This window comes from Ochrobactrum sp. 19YEA23 (assembly GCF_029909865.1).
Taxonomy (GTDB): domain Bacteria; phylum Pseudomonadota; class Alphaproteobacteria; order Rhizobiales; family Rhizobiaceae; genus Brucella; species Brucella gambitense.
Genome location: NZ_JASAMQ010000002.1, coordinates 466,395 through 486,550 on the forward strand (window position 1 = coordinate 466,395; position 20,156 = coordinate 486,550).

The following is a 20,156-nucleotide window of genomic DNA, read 5'->3' on the forward strand; positions in this document are numbered from 1 at the left end:
AGCTAAACGAAAAGCCTTCAATAATGTCGATCTTGACTGGCAATCAGATCATCTCTCAACAGAGGAGGCCAGTGGTTCATATCTTCTTAAGGTGTTGCCGGTGAAACAGGGGTTGCAGATTTATGCTTAACTGTGAAAGGTTACATCCCGCTGTACCAATCGTGCCCGGAACGATTGAAAGTTCGCCCAGACAGGAACTTCAAAGTAATGTTGAACTTCGAGCTATTCAGATGGGCTTTGCGATATTGCGGCTGGCCATTGGTGTTCTTTTCCGGGCTGGTTGGTGCCAAGTTCGCCTTCGACAGCGATCGCCCTATGGTATTGTTCACCGTAGTGTATGCTGCCGCCGTCGCTGTGTTGTTTATTATGGAACGCATTATTCCATATGAAGGATGCTGGCTTGAGGCAGATGGTGAGACCTGGAATGATATCGCTCATACGTTGTTGACCAAAGGACTTGTTCAAGTCGCCGCACTTGCTGCGGCGCTGTTTCCCATGATCGCTGCCAGCTTTCTGCAGCCGCTGGCTACGCTTCAGTTTAGCTTCTGGCCGACCACATTGCCTTGCGTGCTACAGGTTGCATTGGCCGTAATCATTGCGGAGTTCGGCCTGTATTGGTCTCATCGCATCGCGCACGAACGATTGTTCTTTTGGCGCTTCCACGCATTGCATCACTCTGTGACCCGGCTTTGGGTCGTCAACACCGGTCGGTTTCATGTCGTCGATTCCCTGTTTAAGGTCGGGCTAAGCCAAGCTCCGCTTTATTTCTTGGGCGCACCACTACAGATATTTTGGTGGTTAGGTGCCATCACTGCCTTTGCGGGCATTCTCACCCATTGCAATGTCGACATGAGGACGGGGATATTCGACTATGTCTTTAGTACGCCCCGCCTCCATCGTTGGCACCATTCGAAGGACATTCGCGAAGGAAATACCAATTACGGCGAGAACATTGTCTTGTTCGACCAGATATTCAGAACCTATCATAACCCGGATCGACCCTCATCCACAGACATTGGCATCAAGGGGCAGGTTGCAAAGGGATTTCTCGCACAATTGGCACAACCGTTCTCAAAGGATGGTGTTCGCCGAATACTTGGCTCGCCTCCAGAGAATTGATTATGACGGCAAACAATTATGTCGCGCATTTATCGAATAAGTAGAAACGTCGGAGAACTGGCGCAGATCCCTTAGCTCCATAAATTATGAATACGCCTGAATCCAATAAATTCGAACTATTTAACGGATTTCTCCACCAATATTGCTTTTGGGTGAGGCAACGTTCCTCCGGGATAATCAGCTTCTGACGAGCAATCAACACATCTCCCGATGACAGGGTCAGCGGTTCATACCCTTTCAAGGCGTAGCGGTCTATGCTCTAACGATAGTTCGCTTCTTGACTAGCAATCTTGAATTGAAGCTACCTTCACTTACAAAGGAGGGGTCGAGCTCGTTATTGACTCTAAATCAGAATTCCCCAACCGGTCTGCCCCAGTTCAGCGCGTATCGGGTGAAACGAAGCTGACCGCTGCGCGTCAACGCCCCTTTGTCGACCAGGTCCTGCAAATCGCGGGTGGCGGTGGCGCGCGACGTGCGGGTGATGGCGAGATAATTGTCTGCGCTGAGGCCACCGATAACGCCCTCGGGGCCCGCCTCAAACAGACGCGCAATGACTTTCTCCTGACGGGGATTGAACGCTCCCCTGTAACGGTCGTAGAAATGTGCCTTGGCGATGTAAAAGGCGACGCGATCCAGTGTTGTTTGTTGAGCCGTCAGCACGGTTTGGGAAAACCATACCAACCATTCGGTGACGTCGAGGGTTCGCTGATGGATTTCCAGTTGATCGTAATAGGCTTTCCGTTGCTGCTCGATGGTAAAACTGAGCATGATCAGGCTCGGTTGTCCCAGTGACTGGGCGAGTGCTTTTTCGGCCAGTGCGCGACCAAGCCGTCCATTACCGTCCTCGAACGGGTGAATGCTTTCGAACCACAAATGGCCAAGCCCGGCGCGGGTAAGCGCGGGGAGGGGCGTGCCGCCGGTCAGGGCGCTTGCGTTGAACCACGATATGAACCGATGCGTTTCGTCTGGTACCTGCACTGATGGTGGCGCCTCGAAATGAATCGTCGGACGGTCCAACTGGCCAGAGACGATCTGCATAGCGTCGGAATGGCTGCGATAAGCACCGATACTTTCCAGATGCCGACTGCCTGCCATCAACATGGTATGCCACCGAAACAAAGTGGCGTCATCTAGCGGCAGGGCATAGGTGCCATAAACGTCGACCGTCATTTCCGCGATCCCGTGTTCACGCGGTTGCACCGAACGCCGGTCCGCGTCCAGGCCGAGTTGTCGCCGCAGTGATGACTGGACGCTCGAGCGGTCCAATGTTTCGCCTTCAATCGCGCTCGTCTTGACCGCTTCGTCGCTCAAGAGTTCGATGCGCAACCGGTCGCGCTCGTCGGGATCCATGTGGCGCACAGCGCCGATGACCTCGCCGGAGGAGAGCAGAAATCGCTGTTCCAGTGCCACGAGCGCAGAAGCGTCATAGCGAAAATGCGGCCAATCAGGCTGTGTCCAGTTCCAGGGCATGAGCGATAACATCCGTTTCTATCGCTCTCAATATCATATGTTTATGAGCAATAGAAGTCGCCCCTATTGCTCACCATCCTAATTGCGGAGAAGATGTTGCGTCCGCTTTGCGCCACCATAGCGGTCATCATCGATGATGGAAGTGTTTCTGACACTGGCCGGACTACCTATAAGCAGAAGACGGATTGCAACTTGCTCCAATATAGAGTATCCCCCTATATTATAGAAACGGAGTTCAGATATGAGTGCGCCATCGGATCCGAACTACGACCATGAGCATTCGCACGCTCACGACCGTTGCCATAACAGAGCCCTAAACGCGTCCCATGAACACGTCTTCCTCGGTGACGACCATGCTCGGAACGAGCGACGTACCTGGTTGGTGATCGCCATCACGGCCAGCATGATGGTCGTCGAGATCGTGGCAGGCAATGTATTTGGGTCGATGGCTTTGACGGCAGACGGTTGGCATATGTCCACCCATGCTGCTGCGATGCTTATTGCCGCGTTGGCCTATCTCTATGCGCGCAAGCACGTTGCCAATCCCCGCTTCTCGTTCGGCACAGGTAAACTGGGCGATCTGGCGGCATTCGCCAGTGCTATCGTTCTGGCCCTGATCGCGCTCTTGATCGGGTGGGAGAGCTTTCTCCGCTTCCAGGCACCTGTCACCATCGATTTCCAGGAAGCCATAATCGTGGCCGTCATCGGCTTGCTGGTGAATCTGGTGTGTGCATGGCTGTTGAAAGACGACCACCATCATTCACATGATCACGGCCACTCGCACGACCGCAACGCGACCAAGGATCAGAACCTCAGAGCTGCATATTTGCACGTCCTGGCCGATGCGCTGACCTCCGTTCTGGCCATTGCAGCGCTTGTCCTTGGCAGTGTCTACGGCTGGCTCTGGCTTGACCCGGCAATCGGCATTGTTGGAGCAGTCGTAATCGCCCGATGGTCGTGGGGCCTTATCCGCGATGCGGGGAGCGTCCTCCTCGATTACGTCCCTAAGGACGAAGACCTTCCGGAGGAAATTGAGCAGATCATCAGCAGGGAAGATGCTCAGATCGTCGATCTGCACGTATGGCAGCTTGGTCCGGGCCACCATGGTGCGATCATCTCCATTGTCACTGACAAACCTCGGGCACCTTCCTATTACCGGTCCAAGCTCGCAGTGATCCATGACCTGTCGCATGTGACGGTCGAGGTCGAGTCCCGAGCAGCCTGATCACTTACATCCGAGGAGCATCCGCATGAACCATACGATCCGCGAGAAGCAGAAACTTATAAACCGGGTTCGCCGCATCAAGGGACAGGTGGAAGGCATTGAGCGGATGCTTGAGGAGGAAAAGGGCTGCGAGGAAGTGATGCAGCTCATCGCTGGCGTCCGTGGAGCCATAAACGGCCTCATGGGCGAAGTGCTGGAAGACCACATCCGAATGCATATCGCCGCCGAAGGACTGGTACAGAAGGACCGTGACGAAGGTGCATCCGAGCTGATCGACGTTGTCAGGGCCTACATGAAGTAAGAAGATGACGAATGGCTCACCATGCGCCGCAATCTGCCCGTACGGTCCGCGCAACAAGTAGCGCCTTGGTTGCGGACGCACGGTCGAAGAGGTCAGGTCCTGTGAGAATCCCTTACCATTTCACAGGACGAAGCTTTTAGCCGTCTTGAAGCGCCGCCTGTCTAGGCTTGAATAGAACTCGGCCAGATCAAGGTTCGGTTTGCCCGCCACATGTCTGTTTTGCGCCCTCATTGCGGTCATTGGCGCAGCATTATCACGCTTTTCAAAGCGGTCGTTCCGCTTATCCTGTTGTTAACGGCCGCGAAGGGGTGGAAAGCGGACTGGCAAGTTTTAGCGAGAAAGAACGCATAACCGCCTTTTGATTGATAGGCGGACATAGTCTGTATTATGGGTCATTTGTCAGCAGCGAAATTGACGACTTCCGAAACCAGCACTGCATCTTGACCACCAAGACCATGATAGCCTAGGGAAGCACATCCTCCAGTTCCTTTTGTGCCTCCGTCGATCCATATAACCTTGCGAACACGATCTCCGGCCCAAACCTGAAATGGAGCCACGCCCGCAGGATTTGTGACGCGACAGTCATCTTTCCGGTGATGAATCACCAATGTGGGAGGCAATAGCGCAGGATCACGAAGAATGTCCGCGACGCCATCCAATGGCCCTGAGCGCGCATTCAGCTCACCGGAGGCGAGCACGATTTTGTCAGGCTTCGCGCCGTGTGCCAGAGCTTTCGCTGTCCGCCGCGTTGCATTGCTAAGAGAAACAATGGTAACCGGGCGCTTCAGACGCCTCATATATTCCACGGCATCGCAGAGACTGGTTTCCTTATCGACAAGCAGGATGTTGAATCCGCTCGCTGCAAAAGCGTCCCGATTTCTAATAATTGCGCTTAGTGGCTGTTCGGTGAAGGTTCCATCTGCGCCGACATTCAGGCGCTGACTGCCTCCCGCCAGAAGAAGCAGACTTCCTTTCGGGTTTTCTACTCGCACTAAAATGTTGGCAACGCCACCAACATACACAGTTCTCCCGTTTGAAACCGAGTGCCGCGTCACTTCCTCCGCATCGGATCGATCTGCTACTAAGCATGAAAGACCGATCACCAAAGCCAGACAGAAATTACGCGCTCTGAGAATTCTCATGAAATTCAACCTCTACACTTTTAATACATCTTTCCCAGGATAATCGAGCAACCTCGAACTTCCCAAGTGTGTGGCACTTTTCGCCTAAAAGCCCTGACCGATTTTAACATGATCGCACGGACATCTGAACGACCACAACAAAGGTCGAAAGCCACCGGATCGCCATTCATAGTCTCCGCAGGGCGAGTATTCTTTCGATCGCGCAAATGGAAAGGCTACCTTTGCCGGCGAGGTTACGTGGTGCCGTACAACCTAGGGGACTGGTTTCGCTCCATCGACTTTGGCAACGTGCGGCCCGGCCTAGCGCATGTCGCGAGGGAATTCGAGGGATTGGTACCCCGCCTGACGCCGTTAATCGCCGACGGCGAGACCGATCCGGTGCTTCGCTCCATCCATAAGCTTCCGGTCGGGTCCTGTTGGAATCGTGTAGCAAGCCTCACCCTAGTCGCGACGGGGTACACCTCACGTCACCTTCCGTCGGTGAATGGACGCATCTGCCATATAAGACGGAACCTAATTTGCCAAGGCGATCCTCCGCTACGCCGAGGACAACGACTCTACTTTTGCGGATTATGAAAGCTACCTGTTTCCTCGCGTCGATGAAATCGCTGAAGCGTCCCCGCAGATTCTCGCCCGGTTCTTCGGCATGCTGCGTAGTGGAGCGTGGTCGAGCTCGTCAAACGTGCCGGGCGTGCAGACGCGAATGCCAATTCAGAGTTGCCCGTACCACGCCGCTTTTCTCCTACGAGTCGCGTCAAGCTTTCTTCGCGGAATAATCCATCTGCCGCAGGTCTTCAAGCAAGCTCGGGCCTGTCGGCGCCCAACTCAGTTTCTCCCGCGTCTGCGCACTGGATGCCACTATGTCTGCTGCGGCGAACATGGCAAACCAGCCGAAATGCGGCGACGCTTCCTCTGCGGAAAGGGAGACGATCGGGAGGCTGAGACCGGCAGCGACCACTTCGGCTATATCCCGCGCCGCCACGCCTTCTTCAGCAACTGCATGGTAACGTGCACCTGCGTCAGCACGCTCAATGGCAAGCACATAGAGCTTCGCCACATCAAGGACGTGGCCGGCCGCCCAGCGGTTGTCGCCTTGCCCGACGTAGGCGACCACGCCCTTTTCCCGCGACATCTCGATGTAGGGGGAGATCAGGCCCTGCTTGACGGTATCATGCACTTGCGGTAGCCGCACGACAGACAGGTTTACGCCTGCTTCGAGCAACGTTTGCCCCGCCAGTTCCGAGGCGATGCGCGGATTGAAATGATGTGCATCGAAAACGTCTTCCCTGGCAGGCTGACCATCGCCTGGGTCTCCGATGCCAACGCCCGACGTTATAAGCAGTGGCCGATTGGACCCCTTCAGAACGGATCCGAGCGCGGCGATAACAAGGCGATCCTTCTCGCAATTTGCCACGAAATTCGTGAAATTATGATCAAAGGCAGTATGGATGACCGCGTCCGCGTTTCGTGCTCCGTCTGCTAGCCCGGCTGGATCCTCTAGTCTTCCTATATGAGCACTTGCACCAGCCGTTGCCAAGGCGTTCGCTCCAGCCTTAGAACGGGTAAGGCCGATCACTTCATGGCCGGCGGCCAACAATTCCGGAAGAATACGGGATCCGATGAAACCCGTGGCACCCGTTAGAAAAACACGCATGGTAAGTCTCCGATATTGACGTAGCTCCTGATCCCATGAAAAATTGTCCTGTTAAAGTAGTGATTTTATCATGGTATAATTTCCAACAGGATCATAATCGTGAGCAATTCCGAGAATGCCCTTGGTACATTCCTGCGTGATCGGCGTATGCGGCTTGATCCCGCTACATTCGGCTTTCAGGTTGGACGCCGCCGCACGCCAGGTCTGCGCCGCGAGGAAGTAGCTCAGCGGTCAAGTATAAGTCCGACCTGGTACACCTGGCTGGAACAGGGGCGTGGCGGAGCGCCGTCACCGCATGTGCTGGACCGGATTGCGAACGGGCTCATGCTGACCGAGCCCGAACGCGACCACCTCCACATTCTCGCTTTCGGTCATCCGCCGGAAGCACGGTATCGTCAGCCTGAAGGCATAACACCGCGACTGCAACGCGTCCTCGACGCCATGCCCTGCAGTCCTGCCATTATCATGACAGCGACATGGGATGTGGTGGCGTGGAACGTAGCTGCAACCGTGATCCTTACGGATTATGCCAGACTCCCCAAGGATCGGCGCAACATCCTTCGCATGATGTTTTCCGACGAACGGGTGCGCGCGGCACAGGACGATTGGCGAAGTGTTGCCCGTTATGTCGTTGCCGCGTTCCGGGCCGATGCCACGCGTGCAGGTGCGGGTGCGGAAATACAGCAGTTGGTCAATCAGCTTTCCGCCAGCAGCCCCGAATTCAAGGCGCTCTGGGACGACAATGAGATCGCTGGTCTTCAGGAAGGCATCAAGCGTCTCCGCCATCCTGCAATGGGACCGATAGAACTTGAATTTTCGACCTTTACCGTTGAAGGGAGATCCGACCTCCGCATGATGGTTTATAGTCCAGCGAACCTTGAGGTGATGGAGCAGTTTCGCTCCCTGATTTCTAGGGCATGTCCCGAGGAGTAGTGTATCGATACGACGGTTCACGTAATAAGTCCGGCTTACGGCACCCGAGCCGCGGAAAAATGAATGTCGATCCGCAGCGCTCCGTAGCTTCATACTTTACCGGGTGAACGCAAGACACCACTTTCGATCGAAATGAGGCGGAGGGCTGTTGTCCCCCTTGCCGTGAATGACCGTTCTGGATTCGGCCCTCTGGGGCCGGAATATCGTATCTAAGATTCGAAAGCTGCCCAGCAAGCTAGCTCTTGTTTCGGCTCCATTTAATTATTGAAGATGGTGTAGTGTCACGAGACTGATGCCCACAAGGCTGCATCTAGCGACTTGCGCCCATTGCCGGCAAGCCAGAACGCGAAAGTCAGCAGATCGGGGTTGATTTCGTGCATGAGGCTCAGATCGACCTGCTCGGCAAGCGGCCCGTCTTCCAGGCTCTTTGCCATATGCGCGAGATCAGCGTTTGCAGCGAGTATGTCGTCGGAAAACCGTTCATAGGCTATTGGGCGTCCGGCTGCTTCACTGAGGACGATCTCAAGCTCGCGCCCGGTCCGGCGGTCGCTCGCGACTTTAAGCGTTGCGCCGCCAAAGCGGGACTTGTCGGCAAGCACAGCAGCAACGAAACGGCCGATGTCTTCCACAGCGGTTAGCTGAATCGAATGGTCGGATCGGATTAGGGGCACTATTCGGCCCTCATCCAGACCATAGCCTGGCCGTACCAACATTTCCATGAAAATCATCGGTTGGATGATGGTGGTTGTCATGTCGAGTTGCCGAACATGAGCTTCGATACGAGGCTTTGCGTCAAAACGCGGAACGCCTGTCAGTTCATTCCCCACGCTGGCACCCGATGAATAAACAAAATGGTCGATACCGGTTTCAGCAGCTATATCTGCAATCGAGATACCACAACGAACTTCGTTCTCGGCGGCCAGGTTGGCTGGCAGTACGCTAAAGACGCCATAGGCGTCTTTCATCGCTGAGCGGATAACATTGGTCTCTTCAAATGAAGCCTGCACTAGCTCGACGCCTGCATTTCGCAATTGCAGAGATGCAGCTGTGCTGGAATCCTGAACGAGCGCGCGAACGGGCCATCCCGCCTTCAACAAGGCTTTGGCGACAGATCCTCCCCGTCTTCCAGTCGCGCCGAAAACCAGAATGGGGTGCTTGCTATTGGTCACTTGAAACCCTCGCGTTAAACAAGAGCCATCCATATATAGGAATAATGTTCAGCCGGAAGACGGCGCATTTTTCAGCGTCAGGCACAAGGATGATACTGTTGAACAAAGATATCGATACCGGCACACCGCGCTCATCAGAGAACGACAGGCAATTCAGGCCCATCCCGTCAAACGGGGTTTGCAGCCTGCTAAGTGACAAATGGACTGTTCCGGTTCTTTGGCGTCTTTCTCTTACTGACGATCATCGGCTACGCTTTTCAACATTGAGAAAAGAGGTCGGTGAAATCACCCAGCGCATGCTGACGCTCACGCTGCGCAATCTCGAGCGTGACGGTTTCGTCAGACGCCATTATTTTCCTGAAGTGCCGCCACGTGTCGAGTATGAGCTGACGGAGATCGGCCACGGAGCGTTGCAAGCCCTTGAGGGGTTCAACTTCTGGGTCCACGACAATCTGGATGCCATCAAGGCGCGCCGCCGCGCTTATGATCAGGCGGAGTTGTCAATCCAAATCCGCGAAATTGGCTGAGAAAGTTAGATGTCGGCCCAAGTTAGCAGCGCTCAGCTGAGCCCGCTTCGCGCTTTAAAGCAGACGTCCAGCGATTGTTCTGTGCTAGATGCCGCCTACTATTGAATGAAGGTTTCGTGAAGATGACACCAATACCGCGGGCCTTTGTCAGATATCTTCAGGGCAACTGTGGAGCGTCGAACTGTGCTAGACGCCGCACCTTCGCGATGAGTCTCCTGGTAAGTCAATAAAGCGCCAGTTTCCCAGACGGTAACAAGATCGATGTTTTCGACATAAATTCTCAAGTCTGGCCGTTTTCCGTGGTTTGCGGCGAACATATGCCTGACATCGTCTTTGTCCAATGCGATACCTTTTGTCGTTATCATCGAAAAGTCCGACGAAAATCGGGTCATCAATGCAGTCAGGCGATCAGATGAAAGCTCGCCTCTGAACCATTTCTCGATGTCCACGTGAATATCGACGATATCTTGGCACAGCGCTTCGACCTTGACCATAATCTATTCCTTTCAAGTTGAAGCTGGGCTTATGCAGCCAGATTTACCGCAGTTGCCTTCAAGCGCAGAACGAGGGGAACCGGAATAAGGGTTAGCAGAGCTGCTGCAACAAAGGTCCAGTGATAAGCAGCGTCATCGCTTCCGGCAAGGCCCGTCGCCATCAACAGACCGAGCAGGCTTCCCATCACGCTGGAGCCGAAAGAAAAGCTGATCTGCCTGTTGATGTTCCAGAGTGCGCTCGCTTCGCCGAGGCGAGCTGAGGGAACGGAAACGAAAGCTGCCGTCTGTGCCGCACTCGTGCACAGGCTGGCTCCAAACCCCATCGCGGCGAATGCGGCAAGTGTTGCGGCTGACACGTTGGCGATGGGTACGGCCATCAGCAAAAGTCCCGCGCTCTCCAGCACCATGCCGGTGAGAAAAAGGACACGCGGTCCTCTTACAGGGTAGACCTGCCGGGTGGTCAGAATGGCGAGAAAGGACATGAGCGCCCAAGGTATCATCATCGAACCAGTTTCGGTCGCAGTGAGGCCGATCCGGCTTTGCAGGTAAAGGGCGACGACAATGTTGGCACCTGTAAATACGCCTGGTACACAAAGATAGATGATGCTGCCTACACGCAGCATTTCGTTCGAAAGCAGGCGCAGATCAAGGAGGGGCTCTCGCGAACGCAAAGCAAAGTGCATATACCCCGCAGCGGCAATGACCGCGACACCGAGCATAAGAGCGCCGGTCAGCATTCTCTCGCCTTCTGCGACAAGCGACAAACCGATGGGGAGTGAAAAGAGCGCCACCGTGCTCAGCAGAAAGCCGATGAGATCAAACGGCCTTTGCGCTTTTTCTTCGGTCTCGCCGGGCATCCAGGCCAGCGCAAGCGCAGCGATTCCAAGGACCATTACGGATACACCGGCGAATACCCAGCGCCAACTGGCATGATCGACGGCAAACCCCGATATAGCAGGCGAAAGCGCCGGCACGAGCAGCGCGACCATCATCACGACCGAGGTCAGATGCGCCCTGTCCTCGCGCGGGTAGGCACGATAGGCCATAGCCTGTCCGACCGGTACCAGGAGGCCGCCGCCAAGCCCCTGCAGCAGACGGCTTGTCAGCACCATCTCGATATTGATTGCCAAGGCTCCGCCGATACCCGCGAGCGAAACGACCAATAGTGAAATTATGAAAACGCGACGCTGCCCAAAACTGTGCGCCAGCCAGCTTCCGACTGGGATGGCGACCGTAAGACCGAGCATGTAGACGGTTCCGACCCAGGCCAACTGCGTGACGGAGGCCTGCATCTCAAGCTGCATCGTTGAAAGTGCCGCGTTGAATATGAACATATTTGCGAGATCGACTGCAAAAGCGAGGAGATAAAGACTGGCGATTTTTAAGCGTTGCGACATCGGGCTGTTTCTTCCAGGCGGGCGTGACTGCCATCGCAATAGCACCTTTCAATTTCGCCAACTAGAAACTACAATTCGACATCATTCGTCGAATATACTTTCCAATTGGAGCCATTTTGTCAGTCAGCCTCGATCGCCTGTCAGCATTTCGTACTGTCGTCGATTCCGGGTCGTTTACCCTTGCGGCCAAGCGTCTCAATCAGGCGCGGGCCGCCGTCAGTTTCAACATCAAACAATTGGAGTTGGAACTGGGCGTTACGCTGCTGCATCGCACGACGCGCAGCCTTGCGCTGACGGATGCGGGCGAGCGCTTTTATGCCAGATGCCTGCGAATATTGGGAGAAATGGACGAGGCCGTCGCCGAGGCGAGGCAGGAGCAGACGGGATTGAAGGGCTCGCTACGGATAACCTCGACTGTTGAATACGGAACGGTCGTGCTGGCACCCGTACTTGCCCGGTTCTCCGCTCTACACCACGATCTGGATATTATGTTCGAGGCGGGATCATCGAATGCCGATCTGCTGCGTGACCGGTTCGATGTCGCTATTCGGTTAGGCCGTTCCGAGCAGTTCTCCAACCTCAATTACGCCGGGGTCCACTTGGGAGAGTATGAGGTCCGCGCGGTGTTTGCTCCTGATCGCGGGTACGGTGTGATGACATCTCCCGACCCCGAGTTTCTCACTCGACTTCCGCATGTGGTTCATTCTTCCATGAGCCATGTCCGGGAATGGACGATGTTCGACCAAAAGGGCGAAAAGCACGTCTTCATTGCGCCACGCAGATCGCGTCTGGTGACGAACAATGCGTCCACCGTGAAGGCTATGGTGATTGGGGGTGCAGGATTGGCCCTTTTGCCGGACTGGTTCATCGCCGCAGAGTTGCAAGACGGTCGACTTGTCGATGCCATGCCCGGCCATCGGCTACCAAACCAGCATGTGTATGCCATGCATCTTCCAGCCGAGATCGTATCGCGCAAGATCGCCGCCTTCCTCAAGGATCAGGTGAGGCACGAGAGGAGATGATGCCTGTAAAGCCGTGGTGCTGTCGCAACACGAAGATGATAAAGTCGCTTTGGGCCTCTTAGCGGTCTGTCGGTAATGCGCTTTGAAGCGGTCATTAGCTTGCATTGTCTCACAGGCTAACATACAGGTATATCCATCGCGAAAAACGACCGCCGTCCCAAGGCCGTCGAAGATAAGTCCGCTACGCCTATTGTCGTGGCTGCACCAGCGTCTCCCGAAGCAACAAATGCAAATCAGAGGAGCGTTGACGTGCGCAATCTCATCACGATCATTGGAGCGGGCCTTGCTGGCCTTACCCTAGCACGCATTCTTTATCTTCATGGAATTCCAGCGACCATCTACGAAGCCGAGAATTCTGTGGATTCACGGAAACAGGGCGGATTGCTGGATATTCATGCCTATAATGGTCAGCTCGCCCTAAAGGCGGCCGGACTTTATGAAAAATTCCTGAGTCTAGTCCGTCCTGGCGAAGATGCGAAGCGTGTTGTTGATATGAACGGGGTGATCCTATTCGATCATCCCGGCGGCGCAGTGGCAAATCGTCCCGAAATCGACAGGGGCGATCTTCGCCATATGCTGATCAGTTCTATTCCTTCAGACACCATCAGATGGGGCCACAAAGTCACTTCGATAGTTCCGCTTGGAGTCGGCCGCTTTGAGGTCACCTTCGCCAACGGATCGACCACTGCAACCGACCTGCTCGTCGGTGCGGATGGCGCATGGTCTAAGGTTCGCCCGCTTCTGTCTGATGCGGCGCCCATCTATTCGGGCACTTCCTTCATAGAAACACTGCTGTTCGATGGCGATACTCGCCACAAGGCAAGCGCGGACGCGATTGGCAACGGCACATTGATGGCGGTTTCGCCTGGCCAGGGCATCCTTGCACACCGTTACGCAAACGGGACGCTTCATACATATGTGGCTTTGAACAGATCGGAGGAATGGACGCGTTCCATAGACTTCAGCGATCCAAAGGCGGGCTTGGCCCAGATCGCGGGGCAATTCGAAGGATGGGCTGCTCCGCTTATCGCACTGATCACCGATGGTGAAACTGCTCCTTTGCTTCGCCCGATCTATGCCTTGCCAGTGGAACATCGATGGGACCGGGTTTCGGGCGTGACCCTACTTGGAGATGCTGCGCACCTGATGTCACCTTTCGCGGGCGAAGGTGCGAATCTTGCCCTTTATGATGGTTCGGAACTGGCCAGAGCGCTCGTGTCGTCACCTGACAATCTGGAGTTTGCCCTGTCGGAATACGAGAGCCACCTTTTTCCAAGAAGCATCGAAATTGCCGCGCAGAGCGCACAGAACCTAAGCCAATTCTTTGGTGATGATGCTCCCGGAAGTGTGGTCCGCCTCTTCAGGAAGCATCTTGGATAGAGGCGTTATGCTCGCCAAGGATGTCTGCTCTTGCCTCTTGCCTGTCTGTCGGAAATGCGCGCCCATGCCGGTCATTACCGGAACATTCTCTCGTTTTCCAAAACGGGCGTCAGCTCTTAGACCTGTCAAGGTTCTGGAAGGCTTAGATGCTGACAGTCGAATGCAGTTGGCATCACGATGGAGTTAGCCGCAAGGAATACTGCCGTCGACCGCCGCACTCGAATCGTGCCAACGTCATTGAATGCGCAATACCGATGAACAAGTCGACTGGCAACGAGGCACCTGCCAAACCAACCGGTTGACAGTCCGCTATTGGCGATCAGGGGGGCATAAACCTTCCCTGATCGCTTTGCATGGACTTTTTGGAAGCGGTGCCTGCCTCTTGCCGATGGCGCGGGCACTGGCGGATTTTGATGTTGTCCTTCCCGATGCTCGCGGCCATGGTGGAACTAGCTCACCTGTGACAGGCTACCGATATACCGACCATGCGAGAGATGTTGTCGAACTCATCAAATGTTTGAAGCTAGATTGCCCGATCTTGATCGGCCATTCAATGGGCGGCATGACGGCTGCGGTGGCAGCCGGCGAGCTTGGTTCGTCCGTAAGGGCGGTCATTCTCATAGATCCAACCTTCCTCGATGCGAAGATGCAATGTGATGTCTACGAAAGTGGGGTCGGTGAGGAACACCTTCAGTTGCTCCAATCGACGAGAGATAATCTGCTCGATAAAGCGCGCCACAAAAACCCAAACCGTTCGGAAGAACTGATCCGCCATCTTGTCGACGCTCGACTTCAGACCAGTATCACCGCCTGCGAGGTTCTCACTCCACCAAGCCCGGATTGGCGCGAAGTGGCGAGGGCTATTGAAGTTCCGACACTCCTTGTGACAGCTGAGCGTGGCATTATCTCGCGCGAAATGGCGCGAGATTTGCAGGGGCTCAACCATTTGTTCCGTCATCAACACGTTGCTGATATCGGCCACGGGCTGCCCTATGACGCACCGGATAGGTTGGGCACAATCCTGACTTCATTTTTGGCTCAAGTGGCTGCTTTCGGGTCCGGCGTTCCATCAACGGAATAACTGAAAAGGGCCTCAACTCGGACAAAGGTATCCGTCCCTTTGATTTCCGCTCTCACCTTTCTACATCCCAACATCGGACAGTCCGCACACGTGAAGAGTTTCGGGCACCGTTGGGCGTACGAAAGTCCCCGGGGAAGGAACCCGCGGGCCACAATCAAAGGCTATGGGAATTTCTCTTTTTGGCCGATGTCATTGATGTCGTGCCCGCATCCGGGAGGCGGTCCCATTGATGCAGTCGGACGACTCTGCGGTGTGTCCGCATGGGGGTGCCGACATAATGATAGGTGAGCGCCGCTATGTCGCCGGTGAAGATCGTGCTCAGCACATGCGGGTGCGTTGCCGAAGATCGAGCGCCTTCGGTTGAATACCGGGCTATGCCATGCTGGGTCATTGCGAGTTCTCCCGGTTTGTTTTGGGTGTGTTTGGCGGCCCGCGCGGTTGCCGCCATCGCTCGAACACCTCGATGACGATCATGCGCCCTCCACAGCAAGAGCATGGCGGGCGGAATTCATCAGACTCCTTGGATTGATCATTCGTCGCCGTTGGCGTGACAACGTTCAGCAGTTCGCGCATCAGCGCCAGGATGATTTTACGCACGCTGCTGGCGAGCAAGCCATAGTGGCGGATGCGATGGAAGCCGCGCGGCAGCACGTGGAGCAGGAACAGTCGAATGAACTCGCCGGTGGCCAGCGCCATGACCTGCCGGCGATCAATTCCGTCGCGGCGATAATCCTTGTAGCGGAATGTGACACTGTCATTGTCGAAGGCGATCAGGCGGTGGTTCGAGATCGCGACCCGATGCGTGTAGCGTGAGAGATAGGCGAGAACGGCTTCCGGACCCGCGAATGGGGCCTTTGCATAGACCACCCAGCGCTTGACTCGAACAGGCTTAAGGTGATGCAGGAAAGCGCGCCGGTCAGCGAGGTGCGCCATCGATCCGAAGAAGATGAGACGGCCTGCATCGCGCAGGGCGTTGAGCCGTGTGAGGAACAAACGGCGGAACAGCTTGCCGAGAACGCGCACCGGAAGCAGGAAGGCTGGGCGTGACGAGACCCAGCGGCTTCCGTCAAGCGAGATGCAGCCGCCCGGCACGATCATATGGACATGCGGATGATGGGTCATAGCCGACCCTCAGGTGTGGAGCACGGCGGTGATGCCGATGCGCGCGCCGAGATGTTTTGGATCGGCAGCAATCGTCAACAGCGTCTCCGACGCGGATTTGATCAGCAGGTCATAAACGACCGCCTTGTTCTGGAAGACGATGTCGGACACCTCGGTCGGCAGCGTGAACACGACGTGGAAGTAGCTGACAGGAAGAAGGTCGGCCTGGCGCTCCGCAAGCCATGTCCGCGCAGCAGCGCCCTGGCACTTTGGACAGTGCCGGTTGCGGCAAGAGTTATAGGCGATCCGCCACTGGCCGCAGTCTTCACAAGCTTCGACATGCCCGCAAAGCGCTGCGGTGCGGTAGTTCTCGATCGCCGACATCACCTTCAACTGGTCGAGGCTCAGATGCCCGGCATGGGCGATCCGATATTCAGGACCAGCAGCATGGAAGATATCGGCGACCTCAAGCGAGGTCTTCATGGCTCAGCTGTCAGGCGCAGACCCTTCCGCTTTGAACAAACCAAGTCGATCCAGCGGACTCGTCACTGAGCGCACAGTGCGTGTCGCAACCTTGGTGTAAAGGGCCGTGTTGTTCAGCTTGGCGTGACCGAGCAGTACCTGGATGATGCGGATATCGACGCCGTCGTCCAGAAGGTGGGTGGCAAACGAATGGCGCAGCGTGTGCAGTCCCACGCGCTTGTCGATGTCAGCCTTGCTTGCAGCTTCGACTACAACGCGGTGTAGTTGGCGCGTGCTGATGGGCCTCAGCGTGTTGATGCCTGGAAAGAGCCAGCCATCCCACCGCATGACGCCCTGCCGGTAGCCGGCTTGCCACCATTGGCGCAGAAGCGTGAGCAGATCTTCTGACAGCATGGCGTTGCGTCCATGCCCGCCCTTGCCGCGCTCCACTCGCAGAAGCATGCGCTCGCTGTCGACGTCGGCGACTTTCAGCGAAGCCACTTCCGATACGCGCAGTCCCGAACCATAGGCAACGGCCAGTGCCGCCTGATGCTTGAGACAGGTTGTGGCATCAAGAAGACGCGTCACTTCCTCACGGCTCAGAACCACCGGCAGTTTGCGCGGGTGCGCCAGACGCACGAGACGGCGGGCAAGATCAGGGCGATCAATCGTGTTATTGAAGAAGAACCTCAGCGCCGACACGACACTGTTCATCGTCGGCACCGGGACGCCCTCGCTTTGCTGCCATATCTGGAAGCGGCGCAAATCGTCCACGGACGCGGTATCGGGGGGCCTCCCGAGAAAGCTGGCAAGTCGTCCGATGTCGCGCAGATAGTTGCGTTGGGTCTCGTGCCCGAAGTGGCGCAGGTTCATGTCGTCGATCAGGCGTTGACGAAGCGGGCTGATCGCGGGCGAATTCGGTTGGTTGTGCATAGTCAGGCTCCTGGTTGAAGAAGCCAGTCATTCTCTGCTCGCTCCGAGCGACACTCAACGCAGAGTGCAATGGTCGCTCTGTGCTTGCTACCTCATTCGCACGCGCCTTCCTGCGAAGCGGGTTCGTTCTCCGGCCCCATACCAGTCATGGAAATCGAGAAGAGAACAGGTAAGCTGGTGCTAAGAAAGCCACTCTCGTGAATCTGACTTAAAGATATAAACATTTCTTTATGTGCTATTGACATTACGTGTCTGATGCGCGAAGTTTATCGTGCTTAGGTTCCCCGGGTGTCGCGTGCGACGTGCCGGGGCTAAGAGGGAAGTCGGTGCCCCGTCCCATTCGGGAAAGCCGACGCTGCCCCCGCAACTGTAAGCGGCGAGCTGATGTCCAACGTGTCACTGGGGAGATTCCTTGGGAAGGCGGACAGCAGCAGCGACCCGCGAGCCAGGAAACCTGCCTTAGCGAAATAACGTCCACGGGCGGGGTGTCCCGGTGTGCCGTAGCGAAGACCGCGTAGCGGTCTGTGTTGCTATGTGTTCGCTGACCCATGCCCCCAAACTCTTTGGGGTAAGTCATGTCTCAAACCGCAATTTCAGTCATCGCCAAGGGCGAGCCACTCGTTGATCACCTAGAGATCTTGATGAGTCACGACTTTACGTTCCGACTTAAGAGTCAACCTCTTGATGAGGACTATCACCCCTCAGATAATACGCGTATCACGACCAATTTCGCCAATTTGGCCAGGGGGGACAATCGCCAGGAAAATCTCCGTAACGCCTTGAAGATGATTGACAATCGCTTCAACGCGCTAGCCCATTGGGACAACCCAAAAGGTGATCGCTATTCCGTTGAACTCAAAATCATTTCGGTTGAACTCAATATCGATGCTGAAGAGAACGAAGACGCTTTTCCGTTGATCGAAATACTGAAAACGGAAATCGTTGATCATAAGACAAATGAACGCATAAAAGGCATTGTGGGGAACAATTTCTCCTCATATGTTCGAGATTATGACTTCAGCGTCGTGTTGCCAGAACATAATAAGGGTCGTCAGGCATTCACCACGCCCGAGAATTTTGGTGACCTGCATGGAAACCTGTTCAAATGCTTCCTGAACTCGGATGTTTATACAGAACATTTCCATAAGGCGCCGGTCATTTGCCTGAGTGCTTCTAGCAGTAAGACATATCTTCGAACTGGAAATCAGCATCCGGTGTTGGGTGTTGAATACCGGCAGGATGAATTGTCTGCGACAGACCTGTACTTCAAGAAAATGGGATTGCAGGTTCGCTTCTTCATGCCTCCGAATAGTGTTGCGCCGTTAGCGTTTTATTTTCTCGGTGACTTGCTCGATGACTATACCAATCTCGAGCTCATCGGCACCATCAGCACGATGGAGACTTTTCAGAAGATCTACCGGCCCGAGATTTACAACGCGAATTCCGCGGCAGGGGCCAGCTATCAGCCAAATCTGAAGCATCAGGATTATTCACTGACCCGTATTGTCTATGATCGAGAAGAACGGAGCCGACTGGCTGTTGAGCAGGGAAAATTTGCTGAGGAACACTTCATCAAACCATACAAGGCCATTCTTGAACAATGGTCTGCCAATCACGCTCGTTGATAATCACAAAACATAAGGCTGCCCATTATGAAAAGATTGTTGCCTACCTCAACCGCTGGCAGCTTGCCCAAACCCTCGTGGCTTGCTGAACCTGAGAAACTGTGGTCGCCTTGGAAAATGCAGGGTGACGAGCTGATTGAGGGCAAAAGAGACGCCTTGCGCTTGTCCTTGGACGATCAACGACAGGCAGATATCGATATTGTCAGTGATGGCGAACAAACGCGCCAGCATTTTGTCACGACCTTTATAGAACATCTCAGCGGCGTTGACTTTGAGAAACGCGAGACTGTCAGAATTCGCAACCGCTATGACGCAAGTGTACCGACAGTCGTTGGTGCTGTGTCTCGCCCGAAGTCGGTTTTTGTTGAAGACGCCAGGTTCTTACGCCAGCAGACCAGTCAACCGATCAAGTGGGCTCTTCCGGGGCCTATGACTATGATCGATACGCTTTATGATGCCCACTATAAGAGCCGTGAAAAGCTGGCTTGGGAGTTTGCCAAGGTTCTCAATGAAGAAGCGAGGGAACTGGAAGCCGCAGGCGTTGATATCATCCAGTTCGATGAGCCGGCATTCAACGTCTTCTTTGACGAGGTAAATGACTGGGGTGTAGCTACCCTGGAGAGGGCCATTGAAGGTCTCAAGTGCGAAACAGCTGTCCATATTTGCTATGGCTACGGCATCAAGGCCAATACCGATTGGAAAAAGACATTGGGGTCCGAGTGGCGTCAGTATGAGGAGTCCTTCCCCAAACTGCAACAATCCAATATCGATCTCATCTCGCTGGAATGCCACAACTCCCACGTTCCGATCGATCTTATCGAACTTCTTCGAGGCAAGAAGGTCATGGTTGGGGCCATCGATGTGGCAACACATACTGTTGAAACCGCTGAGGATGTCGCCAGTACTTTGCGAAATGCACTTAAGTTCGTCGATGCCGACAAGCTCTATCCGTGCACCAATTGCGGAATGGCTCCGCTGCCTCGGCAAATAGCGCGAGGCAAGCTGAATGCCTTGAGTGCAGGTGCGGAAATCATCAGAAGGGAACTTTCGGCCTAGTACCGCCAGAGCTGCAAGACGCCGACATGATCATGACGGACCACTGCTTCGTCGACAATAACGAA

At 55.1% G+C, this 20,156-nt stretch carries 17 protein-coding genes, 1 pseudogene and 1 riboswitch; of the genes and pseudogenes, 10 read left to right on the forward strand and 8 right to left on the reverse strand.

The annotated features are described in order from the left end of the window. Nucleotides 1-207: 207 nt before the first annotated feature. Nucleotides 208-1,119, forward strand: coding sequence for a sterol desaturase family protein (locus QBD01_RS08765; protein WP_280992472.1), 912 nt, complete (start codon nucleotides 208-210; stop codon nucleotides 1,117-1,119). A 348-nt stretch (nucleotides 1,120-1,467) separates the two neighbouring features. On the opposite strand, the gene QBD01_RS08770 is transcribed toward QBD01_RS08765, so the two are convergent. After that, nucleotides 1,468-2,589, reverse strand: coding sequence for a Fic family protein (locus QBD01_RS08770; RefSeq protein ID WP_280992473.1), 1,122 nt, complete (start codon nucleotides 2,587-2,589; stop codon nucleotides 1,468-1,470). 241 nt (nucleotides 2,590-2,830) lie between these two features. Here QBD01_RS08770 and dmeF point away from each other — a divergent pair, with 241 nt between their 5' ends. Further along, nucleotides 2,831-3,814, forward strand: a complete 984-nt coding sequence (dmeF, locus tag QBD01_RS08775; protein ID WP_280992474.1) for a CDF family Co(II)/Ni(II) efflux transporter DmeF — start codon at nucleotides 2,831-2,833, stop codon at nucleotides 3,812-3,814. A gap of 25 nt (nucleotides 3,815-3,839) precedes the next feature. Beyond that, nucleotides 3,840-4,115, forward strand: a complete 276-nt coding sequence (locus tag QBD01_RS08780) for a metal/formaldehyde-sensitive transcriptional repressor (RefSeq protein WP_182523142.1) — start codon at nucleotides 3,840-3,842, stop codon at nucleotides 4,113-4,115. Nucleotides 4,116-4,507: 392 nt separating this feature from the next. Here QBD01_RS08780 and QBD01_RS08785 read toward each other — a convergent pair whose 3' ends face one another. Beyond that, a complete protein-coding gene (locus QBD01_RS08785) occupies nucleotides 4,508-5,257 on the reverse strand; it encodes an alpha/beta hydrolase (protein ID WP_280992475.1) in 750 nt (249 codons plus the stop codon). A gap of 754 nt (nucleotides 5,258-6,011) precedes the next feature. Then, on the reverse strand, nucleotides 6,012-6,911 hold the full coding sequence (locus QBD01_RS08790) for an SDR family oxidoreductase (protein WP_182523143.1): 900 nt from the start codon (nucleotides 6,909-6,911) through the stop codon (nucleotides 6,012-6,014). 99 nt (nucleotides 6,912-7,010) lie between these two features. Between QBD01_RS08790 and QBD01_RS08795 the strand changes: the two genes are divergently transcribed. Beyond that, nucleotides 7,011-7,844 (forward strand): helix-turn-helix transcriptional regulator, encoded by an 834-nt coding sequence (locus tag QBD01_RS08795; protein WP_280992476.1) that lies wholly within the window; start codon nucleotides 7,011-7,013, stop codon nucleotides 7,842-7,844. A 281-nt stretch (nucleotides 7,845-8,125) separates the two neighbouring features. Here QBD01_RS08795 and QBD01_RS08800 read toward each other — a convergent pair whose 3' ends face one another. After that, on the reverse strand, nucleotides 8,126-9,013 hold the full coding sequence (locus QBD01_RS08800) for an NmrA/HSCARG family protein (protein ID WP_182523144.1): 888 nt from the start codon (nucleotides 9,011-9,013) through the stop codon (nucleotides 8,126-8,128). An 89-nt stretch (nucleotides 9,014-9,102) separates the two neighbouring features. Here QBD01_RS08800 and QBD01_RS08805 point away from each other — a divergent pair, with 89 nt between their 5' ends. Then, nucleotides 9,103-9,540 (forward strand): helix-turn-helix domain-containing protein, encoded by a 438-nt coding sequence (locus tag QBD01_RS08805; protein WP_280992515.1) that lies wholly within the window; start codon nucleotides 9,103-9,105, stop codon nucleotides 9,538-9,540. A gap of 98 nt (nucleotides 9,541-9,638) precedes the next feature. Here the strand turns inward: QBD01_RS08805 and QBD01_RS08810 are convergent, their stop codons facing one another. Both QBD01_RS08810 and QBD01_RS08815 read right to left on the reverse strand, forming a co-directional pair. Then, a complete protein-coding gene (locus QBD01_RS08810) occupies nucleotides 9,639-10,034 on the reverse strand; it encodes a DUF4440 domain-containing protein (protein ID WP_182523145.1) in 396 nt (131 codons plus the stop codon). Between the two features lie 29 nt (nucleotides 10,035-10,063). Further along, entirely contained in the window at nucleotides 10,064-11,431 is a 1,368-nt protein-coding gene (locus QBD01_RS08815) for an MFS transporter (RefSeq protein WP_182523146.1), read from the reverse strand. A 116-nt stretch (nucleotides 11,432-11,547) separates the two neighbouring features. On the opposite strand from QBD01_RS08815, the gene QBD01_RS08820 reads away from it, so the two are divergent. The 3 genes from QBD01_RS08820 to QBD01_RS08830 all read left to right on the forward strand — a co-directional run bounded on the left by QBD01_RS08820 (nucleotide 11,548) and on the right by QBD01_RS08830 (nucleotide 14,914). Beyond that, the gene (locus QBD01_RS08820; RefSeq protein WP_280992477.1) at nucleotides 11,548-12,453 is read left to right on the forward strand and encodes a LysR family transcriptional regulator; all 906 of its coding nucleotides are present in this window, start codon (nucleotides 11,548-11,550) and stop codon (nucleotides 12,451-12,453) included. A 249-nt stretch (nucleotides 12,454-12,702) separates the two neighbouring features. After that, on the forward strand, nucleotides 12,703-13,833 hold the full coding sequence (locus QBD01_RS08825) for an NAD(P)/FAD-dependent oxidoreductase (RefSeq protein WP_280992478.1): 1,131 nt from the start codon (nucleotides 12,703-12,705) through the stop codon (nucleotides 13,831-13,833). A 241-nt stretch (nucleotides 13,834-14,074) separates the two neighbouring features. After that, a complete protein-coding gene (locus QBD01_RS08830; RefSeq protein WP_182523149.1) occupies nucleotides 14,075-14,914 on the forward strand; it encodes an alpha/beta fold hydrolase in 840 nt (279 codons plus the stop codon). A gap of 387 nt (nucleotides 14,915-15,301) precedes the next feature. Here the strand turns inward: QBD01_RS08830 and QBD01_RS08835 are convergent. After that, a pseudogene (locus QBD01_RS08835) lies at nucleotides 15,302-16,498 on the reverse strand (IS91 family transposase). A 3-nt stretch (nucleotides 16,499-16,501) separates the two neighbouring features. Next, nucleotides 16,502-17,410: a tyrosine-type recombinase/integrase gene (locus QBD01_RS08840; RefSeq protein ID WP_182523151.1), complete on the reverse strand. Its 909-nt coding sequence runs from the start codon at nucleotides 17,408-17,410 to the stop codon at nucleotides 16,502-16,504. Nucleotides 17,411-17,670: 260 nt separating this feature from the next. Continuing rightward, nucleotides 17,671-17,887, forward strand: a riboswitch (cobalamin riboswitch). A 164-nt stretch (nucleotides 17,888-18,051) separates the two neighbouring features. Here QBD01_RS08840 and QBD01_RS08845 point away from each other — a divergent pair. Then, complete coding sequence (locus QBD01_RS08845) at nucleotides 18,052-19,035, forward strand: DUF1852 domain-containing protein (RefSeq protein ID WP_182523164.1); 984 nt, start codon at nucleotides 18,052-18,054, stop codon at nucleotides 19,033-19,035. A gap of 27 nt (nucleotides 19,036-19,062) precedes the next feature. Continuing rightward, nucleotides 19,063-20,091, forward strand: coding sequence for a methionine synthase (locus tag QBD01_RS08850; RefSeq protein ID WP_182523152.1), 1,029 nt, complete (start codon nucleotides 19,063-19,065; stop codon nucleotides 20,089-20,091). The last annotated feature ends 65 nt before the right edge of the window (nucleotides 20,092-20,156 follow it).

Coding starts and splice junctions, on each gene's coding strand:
- dmeF (WP_280992474.1), top strand. CDS start 2,831: ATGAGTGCGCCATCGGATCCGAACTACGACCATGAGCATTCGCACGCT.
- QBD01_RS08810 (WP_182523145.1), bottom strand. CDS start 10,034: ATGGTCAAGGTCGAAGCGCTGTGCCAAGATATCGTCGATATTCACGTG.
- QBD01_RS08830 (WP_182523149.1), top strand. CDS start 14,075: ATGCGCAATACCGATGAACAAGTCGACTGGCAACGAGGCACCTGCCAA.
- QBD01_RS08840 (WP_182523151.1), bottom strand. CDS start 17,410: ATGCACAACCAACCGAATTCGCCCGCGATCAGCCCGCTTCGTCAACGC.
- QBD01_RS08790 (WP_182523143.1), bottom strand. CDS start 6,911: ATGCGTGTTTTTCTAACGGGTGCCACGGGTTTCATCGGATCCCGTATT.
- QBD01_RS08805 (WP_280992515.1), top strand. CDS start 9,103: ATGATACTGTTGAACAAAGATATCGATACCGGCACACCGCGCTCATCA.
- QBD01_RS08765 (WP_280992472.1), top strand. CDS start 208: ATGTTGAACTTCGAGCTATTCAGATGGGCTTTGCGATATTGCGGCTGG.
- QBD01_RS08845 (WP_182523164.1), top strand. CDS start 18,052: ATGAGTCACGACTTTACGTTCCGACTTAAGAGTCAACCTCTTGATGAG.
- QBD01_RS08850 (WP_182523152.1), top strand. CDS start 19,063: ATGAAAAGATTGTTGCCTACCTCAACCGCTGGCAGCTTGCCCAAACCC.
- QBD01_RS08780 (WP_182523142.1), top strand. CDS start 3,840: ATGAACCATACGATCCGCGAGAAGCAGAAACTTATAAACCGGGTTCGC.
- QBD01_RS08815 (WP_182523146.1), bottom strand. CDS start 11,431: ATGTCGCAACGCTTAAAAATCGCCAGTCTTTATCTCCTCGCTTTTGCA.
- QBD01_RS08785 (WP_280992475.1), bottom strand. CDS start 5,257: ATGAGAATTCTCAGAGCGCGTAATTTCTGTCTGGCTTTGGTGATCGGT.
- QBD01_RS08770 (WP_280992473.1), bottom strand. CDS start 2,589: ATGCCCTGGAACTGGACACAGCCTGATTGGCCGCATTTTCGCTATGAC.